The 14,980-nt window shown below is 70.9% G+C and carries 13 protein-coding genes; 6 read left to right on the top strand and 7 right to left on the bottom strand.

Annotated features, from left to right (window positions below; all coding sequences use genetic code 11):
• Positions 1-8: 8 nt before the first annotated feature.
• Positions 9-1,388 (bottom strand): aminotransferase class V-fold PLP-dependent enzyme, encoded by a 1,380-nt coding sequence (locus tag AB0J87_RS29715; RefSeq protein ID WP_363970359.1) that lies wholly within the window; start codon positions 1,386-1,388, stop codon positions 9-11.
• Positions 1,389-1,430: 42 nt separating this feature from the next.
• Positions 1,431-2,249, bottom strand: a complete 819-nt coding sequence (locus AB0J87_RS29710; protein WP_363970357.1) for an AraC family transcriptional regulator — start codon at positions 2,247-2,249, stop codon at positions 1,431-1,433.
• An 89-nt stretch (positions 2,250-2,338) separates the two neighbouring features.
• Between AB0J87_RS29710 and AB0J87_RS29705 the strand changes: the two genes are divergently transcribed.
• The gene (locus AB0J87_RS29705; RefSeq protein ID WP_363970355.1) at positions 2,339-3,592 is read left to right on the top strand and encodes an alpha/beta hydrolase; all 1,254 of its coding nucleotides are present in this window, start codon (positions 2,339-2,341) and stop codon (positions 3,590-3,592) included.
• On the opposite strand, the gene AB0J87_RS29700 is transcribed toward AB0J87_RS29705, so the two are convergent.
• Positions 3,566-4,486, bottom strand: a complete 921-nt coding sequence (locus AB0J87_RS29700; protein ID WP_363970353.1) for a slipin family protein — start codon at positions 4,484-4,486, stop codon at positions 3,566-3,568. The genes AB0J87_RS29705 and AB0J87_RS29700 overlap by 27 nt on opposite strands.
• A gap of 16 nt (positions 4,487-4,502) precedes the next feature.
• Complete coding sequence (locus tag AB0J87_RS29695; RefSeq protein ID WP_363970351.1) at positions 4,503-5,495, bottom strand: LacI family DNA-binding transcriptional regulator; 993 nt, start codon at positions 5,493-5,495, stop codon at positions 4,503-4,505.
• A 74-nt stretch (positions 5,496-5,569) separates the two neighbouring features.
• On the opposite strand from AB0J87_RS29695, the gene AB0J87_RS29690 reads away from it, so the two are divergent.
• From AB0J87_RS29690 to AB0J87_RS29675, 4 genes are all read left to right on the top strand, one after another.
• Positions 5,570-6,508 (top strand): nucleoside hydrolase, encoded by a 939-nt coding sequence (locus tag AB0J87_RS29690; RefSeq protein ID WP_363970349.1) that lies wholly within the window; start codon positions 5,570-5,572, stop codon positions 6,506-6,508.
• Positions 6,505-7,419 carry an adenosine deaminase gene (gene add / locus AB0J87_RS29685; RefSeq protein WP_363970347.1) on the top strand — a complete coding sequence of 305 codons (915 nt, stop codon included), beginning with the start codon at positions 6,505-6,507 and terminating at the stop codon, positions 7,417-7,419. The genes AB0J87_RS29690 and add overlap by 4 nt, the downstream gene beginning before the upstream one ends.
• A gap of 119 nt (positions 7,420-7,538) precedes the next feature.
• Entirely contained in the window at positions 7,539-9,692 is a 2,154-nt protein-coding gene (locus AB0J87_RS29680) for a DUF6055 domain-containing protein (RefSeq protein ID WP_363970345.1), read from the top strand.
• 22 nt (positions 9,693-9,714) lie between these two features.
• Entirely contained in the window at positions 9,715-10,260 is a 546-nt protein-coding gene (locus AB0J87_RS29675; RefSeq protein ID WP_363970343.1) for a GrpB family protein, read from the top strand.
• Between the two features lies 1 nt (position 10,261).
• On the opposite strand, the gene AB0J87_RS29670 is transcribed toward AB0J87_RS29675, so the two are convergent.
• The 3 genes from AB0J87_RS29670 to AB0J87_RS29660 form a co-directional block, all read right to left on the bottom strand.
• Positions 10,262-11,602 (bottom strand): MFS transporter, encoded by a 1,341-nt coding sequence (locus AB0J87_RS29670; RefSeq protein WP_363970341.1) that lies wholly within the window; start codon positions 11,600-11,602, stop codon positions 10,262-10,264.
• 73 nt (positions 11,603-11,675) lie between these two features.
• Positions 11,676-12,932 carry a serine hydrolase domain-containing protein gene (locus AB0J87_RS29665; protein ID WP_363970339.1) on the bottom strand — a complete coding sequence of 419 codons (1,257 nt, stop codon included), beginning with the start codon at positions 12,930-12,932 and terminating at the stop codon, positions 11,676-11,678.
• 185 nt (positions 12,933-13,117) lie between these two features.
• Positions 13,118-14,098, bottom strand: a complete 981-nt coding sequence (locus AB0J87_RS29660; protein ID WP_363970337.1) for a hypothetical protein — start codon at positions 14,096-14,098, stop codon at positions 13,118-13,120.
• 171 nt (positions 14,099-14,269) lie between these two features.
• Between AB0J87_RS29660 and AB0J87_RS29655 the strand changes: the two genes are divergently transcribed.
• On the top strand, positions 14,270-14,932 hold the full coding sequence (locus AB0J87_RS29655) for a restriction endonuclease (protein WP_363970335.1): 663 nt from the start codon (positions 14,270-14,272) through the stop codon (positions 14,930-14,932).
• Positions 14,933-14,980 lie beyond the last annotated feature (48 nt).

Raw genomic sequence — 14,980 nt, 5'->3', positions numbered from 1 at the left:
CCCGTCGCTCACGCCGCCGTGCCGATGATGCCCAGGGCCTCCTCGACGCGGTCGGCGTGGGTGCGGAAGCTGAGCACGCACAGGCGCAGGAAGAACCGCCCGTCGACGGTGGTGCTGCTCAGGAACACGCGCCGGGTGTCGTTGACGTCCGCCAGGAGCCGCCGGTTTCGCTCGTCCGTGCCGCGCAGCCGGAAGAGCACGACCGTCAGGTCCGGCCGCCACGGCACCTCGAAGCGCGGGTCCTGGGCCAGCCGGCGGTGGACGTGGCCGGCGAGGTCGAGCTTCTCGTCCAGCTCCCGCTCGAAGGCGCCCACGCCGTGCAGGTGCAGCGGCAGCCACAGCCGCAGGCCGCGGAACTCCCTGGTCAGCTCCACCCCGAGGTGTCCGTAGTCGGGCAGGCCGTCCAGCGCCCGCAGGTCCTGAAGGTACCGGCCGTCGGCCGCGTGGGCGGCGTGGAGCACGGCCGGGTCGCGTACCAGCAGCAGGCCGGTGCCGTACGGGAGGAAGAGGCTCTTGTGCGGGTCCAGCACGATCGAGTCGGCGGCCTCGATCCCGGCGAGCCGGGTCCGGCCGCGCTCGGTGAGCTGGAAGCCGCCGCCATAGGCGGCGTCCACGTGGAACCAGAGCCCTTCGCGGCGGGCCAGTTCGCCCAGCTCGGGCAGGGGATCGACGGTGCCGGAGCTGGTGGTTCCGGCGGTGGCGACCAGCAGGAACGGGTGCAGTCCCGCCGCGCGGTCGTCGGCGATCATCCTGGCCGCCGCCGCGACGTCCATGCGCAGGTCCGCGGTGGCGGGCACGACGCGGATCCGCTCCGGAGGCAGGCCCGCGATGCGGGCGGCCTTGGCGACGCAGTAGTGCGTGTGCTCGGTCACGTACAACGTGCCGTCGCCGGGGCGGCCGTGCCGGGCGGCGAGCAGCGCCGACAACGTGGCCGGCGAGCCGCCCGTCGTGACCAGCCCGCCCGCGCCCGCGGGCAGGCCGAAGCGGTCGCAGAACCAGGTCAGCACCCCGTGTTCCATGGCGACCAGGGCGGGTGACATCTGGGCCACGCCGGTGAAGCGGTTGGCGGTCTGGGCGAGCAGCTCCGCCAGCGCCGCGGTGACCAGCCCGCCCGCCGGGAAGTAGGCCAGATAGCCGGGCCCCGCCGTGTTCACGCCTTGCCCGGCCGCCTGCCGGAACGTCTCCAGGAGCGCGCCGAAGTCGCCGGGCCCGTCGGCAGGCGGCCGGAGCAGCTCGGTGGCCGGCCGGTCCGCCCGCCCGTAGTCGCTCGCGGGCGCCGAGTCCAGCTCGGCGACCCAGTCGGCCAGGAAGTCCACCGCCTGGCGGCCCAGCCGGGCGACGGCGGATCGGTCGAGTTCGAGGGGAAGAGCACTTTCGTCGGTCGTCACGCGAGGCACCGTAGACCGGTGGCGGAGGTCAAGGATTGGACGTTATTGCACCCCGCGCTGGTAGGCGCGGGGCGGGACGCCGACGAGGCTCCGGAAGTGCCGCGACAGGTGCGACTGGTCGCAGAACCCCACCGCCACCGCGGCCTCGGCCGGCGGCGTGCCCTGTCGCAGCAGCTCGCGGGCCTTCGCGACGCGCAGCTGGGTCACGTACGCGTGCGGCGGCATGCCGTACGCGCGCCGGAACGAGCGCAACAGCGCGAACGGCGTGAGCCCGGCCGCGGCGGCCAGCTCGTTCAGGCCGGGCGGGTCCGGCATGGTCGCGTGCAGCAGGTCGCGGATCCGGGCCATACTCCTCCGCCCGGCCGAGCGGGCCGGGCGCCTCGGGAGTCGCGTGCCGTACGCGCCGAGCACGAGGGTCAGCAGTGCGTGCAGCTGGGAGTCGGCGGCCAGCGACGGGCCGGACTCCGCCGCGCGATGGGCCGCCGTCACCCGCCGGGCCACCCGTACGTCGGACACCACCCTCCGGTCGAACGACGGGATCCCAGCGGGCAGGCCGAGCTCGTCCGCGACCTCCCGCACCTGCCCGACGCTCGGGTACAGCACCCGGTACGTCCACCCGTCGGCGGTCGGGGGCTCGCCGGTGTGGACGATGCCGGGCTCGATCAGCACGACGTCGTCCATGCCCGCGTACTCGACGCCGTCGGCGAAACGGATCTCCTCCAGGCCCGCCTCCAGCGTCCCGATCGCGTACGTCTCGTGGCTGTGCCGGGCGAACCGGCGCCGGACGAAACGCGCCCGCATCAGATCCAGACCGCCGAGACCGCGATAACGCCAATAGCTGGCGAACTCCGCAGATGCCATGGCGTCCTCCCCGTTAGGTCCAGAGTAGGCATTTTCTACGATCTCATCATGTGCTACCTTTCGCATAAATCGAGAAAGGTTGGGACGTGATGGCAGCCGACCCGGCGGCGACCGCCACGACGGTCGTCGAGATGGCCCGCGAGGGACGCTTCACGGAAATCGAGGGCCTGTTCGCGGGGCCGCTGCGGGCTCAGGTGTCCGCCGAGGCGCTGCGGGCCGTCTGGGCCGCCGAGATCGGGCCCGTCTCCGCCGTCGGGGAGCCGGCCTGCGAGCCGATCCGGGCGGGGCTGGTCAGGGTGAGCGTTCCGGTGACGTGCGAGCGCGGAGGGCTCGCGGTCGTCATGTCGGTGGACGACGCCGGCCTGCTGAACGGCCTGCGCCTCGCACCCCTGGACACCGCGGTGTGGGAGCCGCCGGCCTACGCCCGCCCGGAGCGGTTCGAGGAGCACGAGGTCACCGTCGGCTCCGGCCCGTCGGCCGTGCCCGGGACGCTGAGCCTGCCGCGCGGTCCAGGCCCGTGGCCCGGTGTGGTGCTGCTCAGCGGCGGCGGGCCGTTCGACCGCGACGCCACCAGCGGGCCGAACAAGCCGCTCAAGGATCTGGCCTGGGGCCTGGCGAGCCGGGGTGTGGCGGTGCTGCGCTACGACAAGGTCACCCACGTCCACGCCGACCGGCTGGCCGGCGACTTCACGATGGCCGACGAGTACGTCCCGCACACGGTCGCCGCCGTCCACCTGCTCCGGCGGCGGCCGGAGGTGGACCCCGGGCGGGTCTTCGTCCTCGGCCACAGCATGGGCGGCAAGGCGGCCCCGCGGATCGCCGCCGCCGAGCCGTCCGTGGCCGGTCTGGTGATCATGGCCGGTGACGCCCAGCCGATGCACGAGGCGGCCGTACGCGTCGTCCGCTACCTCGCCTCGGTGAATCCCGACTGGCAGGCGGCGGTCGAGATGATCACCCGGCAGGCCGCCACGGTCGCCGGCCCGGACCTGTCGCCCGCCACGCCGGCCGAGGACCTGCCGTTCGGCTTCTCCGGCTCGTACTGGCTGGACATGCGCGGCTACGACCCCGTGGCGACGGCGGCGGCGCTGGACAAGCCGATGCTCATCCTCCAGGGCGGCCGCGACTACCAGGTGACCGTCGACGACGACCTGGCGCGGTGGCGGGCCGGGCTCGCGCACCGGCCGGACGTCACGTTCCGCGTCCACGACGCCGGCAACCACCTGTTCTTCCCCGGCGCGGGCCCCTCGACCCCGGCGGAGTACGAGCCGCCCCAGCACGTCGATCCGGCCGTGGTCGCCGACATCGCCGAGTGGCTCTCACCGGGTCAGCGGGAGATCACCTGACTTCTGTCCGGTCTCAAGGGCCGACTCGCTCTCGCTCCGCTGCGCGGGCAGCTCGGGAACGCCCTCCTCCTCCGTGAGCGCGGGCCGCTCGGGCCGCACCCGTTCGGAGCCGACCGTGGCGGGCTCGGCCGGTGCGGCGTTCTGCGTCGCCCGTTCGAAGAAGCGCAGCAGCTCGACCGGTAGCGGCATGATCAGCGTGGAGTTCTTCTCCGCGGCGACCTCCACCACGGTCTGCAGCAGGCGCAGCTGCAGCGCGCCCGGCGTCTGGGCCATGATGCCCGAGGCGTCGGCCAGCTTGCTCGCGGCCTGCAGCTCGCCGTCGGCGACGATCACCCTGGAGCGCCGCTCGCGCTCCGCCTCGGCCTGGCGGGCGATCGACCGCTTCATGGCCTCGGGCAGCTGCACGTCCTTGATCTCCACGCGGTCGATGTGGATGCCCCAGCCGAGCGCCGGACTGTCGATCATGAGCGCGAGGCCCCTGTTCAGCTCCTCGCGGTTGGTCAGCAGGTCGTCCAGCTCGCTCTTGCCGATGATGGACCGCAGCGAGGTCTGCGCCACCTGCTCGACGGCGAACAGGTAGTTCTGCACCTCGATCGCGGCCCGCATCGGGTCCTGCACCCGGAAGTAGGCGACGGCGTCGACCCGTACGGAGATGTTGTCCCTGGTGATGCCCTCCTGCGTGGGGATCGGCATCGTGACGATCTGGACGTTGACCTTCCGCATGCGGTCGACCCCGGGAATCAGGAACCTCAGGCCCGGGTCGCGGATCTGCTGTTGTGCCCGGCCGAAGCGGAAGACGATGCCGCGTTCGACCTGGTTGACGACTCTCACCCCGGTGACCACCACCAAGAAGAGGAAGAAGGCGATGACTCCGAGCACGATGTTGATGTCCATGGACCTATCCCTTCTCTTACGAGAGTAGGTCCAGATCTCCTCCTCCGCAGCCGCAGCTGCGCCGCGGGATCAGGGCGGCGCGAGTGGCGAGCGGGGCGGCCGCCTCGTCGAACAGCAGGGCCACGGCCTGCTCGGCCATGGCCTGGAGCGGCTGCTCGGTCACCGTGAGCGCCGGAGCGGTGTGGGCGCTCTCCGGGGTCCCGTCGAGGCTGATCACGGCCAGCCGGTCGGGGACGGCGACGCCGCGGGCCCAGGCGCCGGACAGGACCCCGATGGCCTGCTCGTCCGTGGCCGTGACCAGGGCATGCGGCAGGGTGCCCGCGTCGGCGAGGCGGCGGGTCAGGGCGTCCGCGGCGGCCCGCGAGTAGTCGCAGCGCAAAAGCTCGGCGCCGGGGACGGCCGCCTGCCAGGCCGCCCGCCGCACGCCCACGGGTCCCTCGTCGTCGGGGCCGGCCAGGAAGGCGATGTGCCGGTGCCCGTGCCCGCTCAGGTGCGCGACCGCCTCCCGTACCGCGTCCTGGTTGTCGGCGGCCGCCACGGGCGCGCCCGGAGGCCCGTTGTGAACGTAGACGGCCGGTACGCCGGCCGCCTCGGCCACCTCGGCCACGTCTCCCACGGAGTCGGCCGAGACGATCACCAGGCCGTCGACCTGGGCGGCCAGGAAACGTTCGACGAGATGCCGCTGGCGCTGCGCCGAGTAGCCGGCGTTGCCGACCAGCGTGAGCAGGTCGCGGCCCTCGAGCGCCCGCTCGACGTGCCTGGCCAGGGCCCCGAAGTAGGGGTTGGACGCGTCGGCCAGCACCAGCCCGGCCACGCCCGTGGTGCGCGAGCGCAGCGCGCGGGCGATGCGGTTGGGCCGGTAGCCGAGCTCCGCCGCCGCGGCCAGGACCCGCTCGCGGGTGGCGGCCGCCACGGGACGGGGCCCGTTGTTCATCACATAGCTGACCACCGCCGTCGAGGTCCCCGCTCGGCGGGCCACGTCGGCCAGAGTGCTCGGACGTTTCCTCATGGCGGTTTACATTCTCGCATCTAATCGATTAGATATGCACTTGGCAGTTCTAAACGATTAGACAAGAGGTGACCGTGCTGCCCTTGATCGTCGACACCGACACAGGCTCGGATGACGCCGTGGCGCTGCTGCTGGCCGCCGCCAGCGGCCTGGCCGACGTACGTGCGGTGACGACGGTGGCGGGCAACGTGCCCCTGGCGACCGCGACCCGCAACGCGCTCATCTCCCTGGAGACGGCCGGCCGCCCGGAGATCCCCGTCCACGAGGGCTGCGAGAGCCCCATGACCCGCCCGCTGTCCACCGCCCAGCACGTGCACGGCCAGGACGGGATGGGCGATCTGGGCCTGCCCGACCCCCTGCGGGCCGCCGAGCGGGAGCACGCCGTGGACGTCCTGCTGACCGCGCCCCGCCGCCTCCCCGGCGAGCTGACGCTGGTCACCCTGGGGCCGCTCACCAACCTCGCCGCCGCCCTGCTCCGCGACCGCGACCTGCTCTCCCGGTACCGGCACGTGTACTGCATGGCCGGCGCCGCGGACCTGTGGGGCAACGTCTCGGCCACCGCCGAGTTCAACGTGTGGGCCGACCCCGAGGCCGCCCGCGTGGTGCTCCAGGCCGCCACGCCGGACCAGGTGACCTGGATCGGCTGGGACGTCTCGCGCCGGGATGCCGTGATGACCCCGGCGGACCAGCTCCGGCTGGAGCAGCTCGGCACCCCCATGGCCACCTTCGCCCACCGCGTCAACCGCATGGTCGCCGAGTGGGCCCGTGACGTCACCGGCCTGTCCGGCTACGACCTGCCCGACCCCGTCGCCATGGCCGTGGCGCTCCGGCCCGAGCTGGCCGTCGAGCGGGAGCGGGCGTACGTGGACGTCGCGCTCGGCGACGAGACCCGCGGCCAGCTCATCATCGACCGCCGCCGCTCGGCCCCCGCCCCGAACCTGACACTGGTGCGGCGGGTGGACGAGACCGCTTTCAAGCAACTGCTCTTCGACACCTGTGAGGGACCGCGATGAACCAGCGTTACGAGTTGCACTGCCACCTCGACGGATCGGTACGCCCGAGCACGATCGCCGATCTCGCGCGCCGCCAGGGCATCACCCTGGAAGCCCCCGTCGAGCAGCTCGTGACGGCGCCCGCCGGGTGCGGCAGCCTGGGCCGGTTCCTGACGTACATCGAGGTGCCCCTCCAGGTGCTGCAGACGCCCGACGCGCTGAGCAGGGCCGCCCGCGAGCTGGTGGAGGACTGGAGCGCGGACGGCGTGGTCTACGGCGAGACGCGCTTCGCGCCGCAGCAGCACGGGCGCCTGGGCATGACCATCGACGAGGCGGTCGAGGCCGTCGCCGAGGGCCTGGCGGCGGGCGAGGCGGCGACGGGAGTGCGTACCGGGCTGCTGCTGTGCTGCCTGCGGCACCAGACGCCGGAGCAGAGCCTGGCCGTCGCCGAGACGGCGCTGCGGCACCGCGACAAGGTGGCCGGGCTCGACCTGGCCGGCGACGAGCTGCTGTACGCGGCCACGCCGCACCGGGCCGCGTTCGACCTCGCCCACGCGGCCGGTCTCCCCTGCACGGTGCACGCCGGCGAGGCGGCGGGCCCGGAGAGCATGTGGGAGGCGATCGACGTGCTCGGCGCCTGCCGGATCGGGCACGGCGTCCGCTGCACCGGCGACTCCGCGCTGCTCGAACGGCTGCGCCGCGACCGGATCGCCCTGGACATGTGCCCGGTCAGCAACGTGCTGACCGGCGCCGTCCCCGGCCTGGCGGAGCACCCCGCGATCCCGCTCCTGGAGGACGGGCTGGCGGTCACGATCAGCACCGACGCGCGTACCACCGCCGGGACCACGCTGGAGCGGGAGTTCGTCGGGTGGACGGCCGAGCAGGAGAAGCTCGCGCAGGCGAACGCGGCGGAGGCGGCCTTTCGGAACTGAAAGTTTCACCGGGTCTTGACAGTCTCTGTTGCGAACCTCAACACTCTATGCCGCTCCAAAATATGTGACATAACGCACAGTGTTAGCGCTAACAAAAAGAGCGGCTCGGAGGTTTCCGAATGAGACGATTGCGGGCGGCGACGGTCGCCCTTCTGATGCTGGTCACCGCGTTCCTCACGACCACCCCGGCGGCCACGGCGGCGGCGAAAGCCGTCTTCATCCCCGCGCGGTGGCAGAGCACGGGCGAGGTGCCGTGGGCCAACGACCGTACGAAGGAGTCCGCGAACTTCATCTTGTTATGGGGCGACCGATCGGGCACGAACCCCAAGACCGCGCCCTCCCCGTACAACTTCGACCCCGACAACATGCTCAGCCAGCTTGAGACCCTCTACTCCTTCTACGTGAACACCATGAAGTTCACGCCGGAGACCGGGCTGCTGGCCCAGTACAAGATCATCGTCATCGTCACCAGGACGTGGTCGAACGCGCCGCTCGACGCGTGGGCGACGGGCGGCTCGACCGACGGCAAGGTCGGCGTCATCAACATCGCCCCCGCCGCCGCGCTCCCCGGCTCCTGGGGGCTGGCGCACGAGCTGGGGCACGTGTTCCAGAACTACACGTTCCTCGGGAGGTCCGGCTACGGGTTCACGGACCCGAGCGCGGGCACGTTCTGGGAGACCAGCGCCGAGTTCATGGCCATGCAGGTCTACCCGAAGACGGCCGCGGGCGACCTGACGAGGTTCATCCGCACCGAGAACCTCGCCTACAGCAGCAGCCGGCACCACTACGGCAACTGGATGCTGCTGCAGTACATCAAGGACCGCGACGGCCTGGCCATGTTCAACCGCCTGTGGAACGAGGCCAGGAGCAACGAGCACCCGCTGGAGACCTACCGCCGCATCGCCGGCATCGACCAGGCGGAGCTCAACCGGCGGCTGGGTGAGTACGCCCAGCGCAACGTGACGTGGGACTACTCCAACCGCGCCGACTTCATGCCGTTCATCAACAGCCTGTATCCCTTCGTCACTGCCTACAACGGCGTGGAGGCGCAGGCGGTCAACGCGGCGGCCGGGCACTTCCGCGTCTCCGACGCCATCGCCCCCTCCGACTACGGCTACAACAAGATCCGCCTCGTCCCGAGCAGCGACGGCGCGCTCATCCGGATGCGGTTCAGGGGCCACGTCAACTCCGCGGCCGGATCGGGCTGGTCGTACGGGTTCGTCGCGGTGAAGAATGGCACGCCCCGCTACAGCCCGATCTACAACTCCTCGAACGGCGAGGTGACCTTCCAGACCCAGGCGGGCGAGAAGGACGTCTACCTCGTGGTCGTCGGCGCCCCGAGCGCCGTCCACAAGTACGCCTTCCTCGACGGCTACCCGAAGAACTACCGCTACCCGTACCAGTTCCGCCTGCAGGGCGCCACACCGTGGGGCTTCGAGCCCGGTCACGTGAAGCCGGCCGCGCCGGGCGGCGGCCACTGGCACTCCAACGGCGGCGGCTGGGTGGACAACCGCGCCAACGTGGCCGCCACCGCCTACGTCGGCCCCCGGGCCGCCGTGTACGGCAACAGCACGGTCAGCGGCAACGCCCGCATCGAGGACCTGTCCTGGGTCAACAGCGGCGCGACCGTCGGCGGCAACGCCGTGGTGAAGAACAGCGCGCTGGTCCAGGGCGGCGCCAACCTCGGCGGCAGCGTGGTCGTCGGCGGCGACGCCGAGCCGGCGACGGCCTGCTCGTCGGGCACGTACCTGATGTTCAACCCCGACCGGCGCTGCGACGGCGGCGGTGGCGAGGCGGACGTCAACCCGTCCCACCCGATCTTCAGCGACGACGACCTCGCCTTCGGCGGCGGGGGCGGCAACCCCACGCCCGTCAACCTGGCCTCGAGCGCGACCCCCTCGGCCTCGTACACCTCGCCCTGGGAGAGCGTCGCGGCTGTCAACGACGGCCTCGTACCCAGCCCGCGCTGGGGCACCTGGCCGGAGACCGGCACCCAGTGGGCCGAGCTGACCTGGTCCTCGACCCAGACGATCAAGTCGGCCGAGGTCTACTTCTTCGACGACGGCGGCGGCGTGCGCGTGCCCGCCTCGTGGAAGCTGCAGTACTGGAACGGCAGCGCGTACGCGGACGTGCCCGGTGCGAGCGCGTACGGGATCACGGCCGGGGCCTACAACCCGGTCACGTTCACCGCTGTCAGCACCACCAGACTGCGGGTCGTGCTGCAGAGCGGCCAGGGCTCGGTCGGGCTCCTGGAGGTCCGCGCCTTCGGCTGAGGCGACCCTGGATAATCGGCGCATGGCAGATCCCGTCGAGATAGCCGACCACGACCCGGCCTGGCACGAGGAGTTCGCCAGGATCGGCGAGGCCCTGCGACGGCGGCTCGGCGACGTGGCACCGCGGATCGATCACATCGGATCGACCGCGGTGCCCGGCCTGGCGGCCAAGCCGGTGATCGACGTCCAGGTGTCGGTGCGGTCGTTCGAGCCGCCGGAGGCGTTCAGGTCGCCGCTGGAGAGCCTCGGCCTGGTGTACCGGGCGGACAATCCCGACCTGACCAAGCGCTACTTCCGCGAGGCGCCGGGCGAGCGCCGCACGCATGTGCACGTACGCGTGCTGGGCAGCTTCTCCCAGCAGCTCTCCCTGCTCTTCCGCGACTACCTGCGCGCCCACCCCGGGACAGCGGCCGAGTACGCGGCGGTCAAGCGGCGTCTCGCGGCCGAGTTCCGGCACGAGCGGCACCGATACGTCGAGGCGAAGCGGCCGTTCATCTGGGACACGCTCCGCCAGGCCGACGGCTGGTCTCAGATCACCGGCTGGACGCCGGGCCCGAGCGACGCGTGACTCAAGGGCTGGTCTCGGTCTCGCGTACGTCGTCGTACTCGACGGCGTAGTCCTGCTTCGACCGGTCCTTCAAAGCGAACGCCGCAACCACGCTGATCAGCGCACATATCGCCATATAGACGGCTATGGCGAACGAGCTCTCGTACGTCGCGTACAGCCAGACCGCGATCAGCGGCGCGGGCCCGCCCGCCGTCACCGAGGCCAGCTGGTAGCCGAGCGAGGCCCCGCTGTAGCGCAGCCGCCCGGTGAAGCTCTCGGCGATGAACGTGGCCTGCGGGCCGTACTGGATGTCGTGAATGGGCGCCGCCAGCACGATGGCCAGCAGGACCAGCGAGGGGACGCGAGTGTCCAGCAGCGGCCAGTAGACGAACGACCAGACCACCATGGCCGCGGAGCCGATGATGTAGAGCTTGCGGCGCCCCACGATGTCCGAGACGTATCCCCAGAAGGGCACGGTGAACAGCGACACGATCCCGGCGGCGATGACGTACGGGTAGATGTCGCCGGCCTTGAACCCCAGGGTCTTGGTGGCGTACGTGAGGATGAAGACGGTGAAGATGTAGAACGGCGCCTGCTGCCCGGTCCGGAGCAGCGCGCTCAGCACGATCTCCCGCCAGTTCCTGACGATGACCTCGCGTACGGGGACGCGTTCGACCCGGTTCTCCTGGAGGACCTTGGTGAAGACCGGCGTCTCCAGGATGCCGAGCCTGATGTAGAGGCCGACGCCGGCCATCACGATGCTGAGCAGGAACGGGATGCGCCAGCCCCAGTCGGGGTCGAGCGGCTGGAACACCTCGAGGGCCAGGTAGCCGAGCACGAGCCCGACGGGCACCCCGAACTGCGGCCAGCTCCCCAGGAACCCCCGCCGCCCGCCGCGCGACTTCCCCCACTCGGTGGCCAGCAGCACGGACCCGCCCCACTCACCGCCGACGCTGATGCCCTGCAGCAGCCGCAGCACGGTCAGCAGGATGCCGCCCCAGATGCCGATCTGCTCGTACGTCGGCACCAGCCCGACCAGCGCGGTGGCGATGCCCATGCTCACGAGCGTGATGATGAGCGTGGCCTTGCGGCCGATCCGGTCGCCGTAGTGCCCGAAGATCGCCGCCCCGATCGGCCGGGCGGCGAATCCTCCGAAGTAGGTGCCGAGAGACAGGAGCAGACCCGTGGTCGGGTCGCTCTTGGGGAAGAACAGCTCCGCGAAGATCGTGCTGGCGGCGAAGCCGTAGAGGAAGAAGTCGTACCATTCGATCGAGGTCCCCACGGCGGAGGCGATCACCGCCCGGACCAGTTGCCTTCTCGTCTGCTGCTGACCTGTCGCGTCGAGTCGCTGCTCCTCGGCCATCTACCGCTCCTCGGTAGGTCTTACCTTTCCCGCGACGTTACATGACGCAACATTGGCGGTCACGAGGGTGCTTTCAGAAGTATTTGGGCGCCAGGTCCGTGGTGGGCCACGTCTTCACGGTGCCGATCGCCTCGCCGAGGATGGGGTCGATCGCGTCGAAGTCGGGCGTTCCCTCTTCCTCCCTGCGGTTGAAGATCGCGCAGTAGCTGACGCCGTTCTGCACCCGCGCGAGAAAGCTGTACGTGCCGGGCATGCTGCCGGTGTGCCAGGTGTTCAGCCCGCCGGCGTTGTTGTTGCGCGCGTACCAGCCGAGGCCGTACCAGGAGCCGCCGGCGGTCACGCCGGTCTCGGGCTTGGCGAAAATCCGGGAGATCGACGTGGAGTTGAGCACGGGCCCGGCGGCGTCGAAGACGAAGCCCCACTTGACCAGGTCGACGGCCGAGGCGAGCCAGCCGCCGTTCGCGTCCTGGTTGGGCATGTTGAACCCGCCGTAGGGGTACGGCACGACGGCGCCCGACTGGTCCACGACGCTCTTGTTGGTGTACTTCGAGGCGTAGGTCACCTCGGTGGAGAAGGCCTCGGAGCGGAGGCTGCGGCCGAGCCGCGGCCGGGTGATCCCGGCGGGGGCGAGGAGCTTCTGCCGCACGTACGACTCGTAGCTCATGCCGGAGACCTTCTCGATGATCCGCCCGGCCAGCATGTAGCCGTAGTTGCTGTAGACGAACTTCGCGCCCGGGTCGAAGTCGAGCTTCCTCGCGGTGACGTACTTCATGATGTCGGCGTGGTCGATCGGCAGCGGCGCGTCCAGCGACGCGGAGATCGTGGCGTCGTTCCACAGCGGGTCCTTCGACACGTTCCTGTCCCAGCCGCCGAGGTGCTGGAGCAGGCGCCACAGGGTGACGTTCGCCAGCCGGGGGTCCGCCGTGGTGGACAGCCCCAGCAGGGTGGCCACCTTGGTTCCCAGGGTCAACTTGCCGTCCTGGACCAGGCGGACGATCGCGGCCGCCGTGAGGCTCTTGCTGAGGCTCGCCACCCGGAACAGGGACGTCGGCTGCACCCGCACGATGGGGGCGCCCGTCTTGGAGTAGAACCCGTAGCCGCGCGCGAGCAGGATCTTGCCGTTCTTGGCGACCGCGAGCTGGGCGCAGGAGATGTCCCGTTCCGTGATGAACGTCTTCATCGCCTTGTCGAACCCGGCCATCGAGCTCGGCACGACACCGGTGGTCAGCGGCTCGGCCACGGCGGCCGACGCGGGACGCGCCCCGAGCGCGATCGCCGGCACGGCACCCGCGCCCGCCTGGAGGAGCCGTCGGCGGCTGAGTGTGGTCACATTTCCCCCTATTGTCACAAAAGCCTCAAGAGTAGCCTTCGGCGGGCCAGGTGGTCAGCGGCGGGCCAAGGTGGTCGGCACCGCGCTCAGACGGCCGCCGCAGCGTGATCGGCAGCGCTCGGGCAACCGCCGCAGCGTGATCGGCAGCGCCTGGGCAGCAGTTGCAGACGCGGACGGCGGCGCGCTCAGGCGGCCTCTGCGGCGCGGAAGGTCTTGAGCGCCTCGGGGCCGAAGTAGGAGCCGTAGCTGGTGGTGCTGTTGCGCAGCGCGTGGGTGGAGATCTGGTAACCGGTACCAGTGATCTTGTTGAAGCTCTGGAACCACGGGCCGCCGCTGGACCCCCCGCCCATGTCGCACAGGAACGCGTACTTCATCCCGTACGCCGGGGTCACCGAGGCGCCGCTGCAGTACTGCAGCGTCTGTCCACCGTTGCCGTTGCTCGGATAGCCGAGCAGCAGGTTGGACGAGCCGGCGGCGGTGGAGTTGAACCTGAGGCCCTGGCCGCCCACGGTCTGCACGGCCGTCTTGCCCTTCACCGGCTTGACGACCAGCATGCCGAAGTCGAACGGCGGCTGGTGAGCGCCGTCCTTGTAGTAGCCGGACCAGATGAACATCGTCCGCGCCACGAACTTGCCGTAGGGTGCCGCGCCGTTCTGGTACGCCGGGACGAAGACCAGGTTGGTGCTCCACCGGCCCTCGCCGTCGATCATCGCGTGCCCGACGGTGACGACGACGTCCCCGTCCGCGCTGGTCACGACGTTGCCGGAGGCCACGAAGTCCTTGCCGTTGCCGCCGGTGCCGAACACCTTGCCCGCCGTCTTGGCGATGAGGCCGCCGGACTTCCACGTCCGCTGCTTGGCCGCCGAGGTGACGTACGGGGTGACCCACCGCTTCGTACCGGCCGACGGGGTGGGCGCGATGTCCACCTGCTCCTGCGCCGCGTACGGCGTCGCGCTCCTGGTCGCGCCGCTCCCCGCATCATCGGGGGCGGCAAGCGGCTGGGCGGCCCGCATCCGCTCCGGCGTCCAGTAGTCGTTCCCGGCCGCGAACGTCGTCGGGACCTGCCGCGCGAGCGGCGCATCCGCCTCCGGGGGCTCGGCGACGGCGGCGTGGGTACCCAGCCCGAGCATCAAGGTGGTCAAGCCGACGATGGGCAAGGTACGCATGGGGCCTCCGTGACAAGCGTGACGGAGAAGATTTACCACACCTGTCACGAAAATGGACAATCGTTACAGACCACCCAGCCCACCGGCACCCGCCGACCTGACAACATCGGCCGCTTTGTCGGTGCCGCGCTTCATACTCGCCAGCAAACACCGGTCTTCCAGGAGGGACCCATGGCGAGGGGATCCAGACGGGGCAACAAGCGGCGAAAGTCGAACGGCATCGACGATCTTCGGCTGATGGGGTTGGCGGGAGCCGTCGTCGCGATCGTTTTCGTGGTCTACTTCATCACCGAATATCCGGGATGGGCGATGGCCATAACCGTCGTCCTGATCGCGGCCCTGAGCGGCGGGCTCTTCCTGCGGCACCGGGTCATCCAGGCCCGCCGCCTGCAGTTCCTCGCGGCCAACGCGGCCCTGGAGAAGGTCGACCTCATGACCGGGCCGCAGTTCGAGGAGCTGGTCGCCGAGCGCATGATCGCCCAGGGGTTCCGCCGGGTGCGGATCCGGGGCGGCGCCGGGGACGGCGGTGTGGACATCACCGCCGTCGCGCCCGACGGCACGCGCTGCGCCGTCCAGTGCAAGCGCTACAACAAGAGCGTCGGCGCACCGGCGGTCCGCAACTTCCTCGGAGCCCTGGCCAACGCCTTCACCGGGCACACCGGCGTGCTCATCACCTCGGGGCGCCTCACCCGCCAGGCCCGTCAGGAGGCGACCGACGCGCGCCAGAGGCTGCTGCTCGTCGAGCGCGACCTGCTCGCCGATTGGCTGACCGGGAGGTTCGCGCTGCTCGCCAAGCCAACCCGGCTGGTCGAAGGCGACGAGCTGGCGACCTGAAGCCGGCGCCGCTGGTCGAAGGCGACGTACTTGGCGACCTGAAGTCGG

It is taken from the genome of Nonomuraea sp. NPDC049625 (assembly GCF_040675285.1).
Classification (GTDB): Bacteria; Actinomycetota; Actinomycetes; order Streptosporangiales; family Streptosporangiaceae; genus Nonomuraea; species Nonomuraea angiospora_A.
The sequence above is the reverse complement of the archived record's forward strand: the minus strand, read 5'-3'. Positions and strand labels throughout refer to the sequence as shown.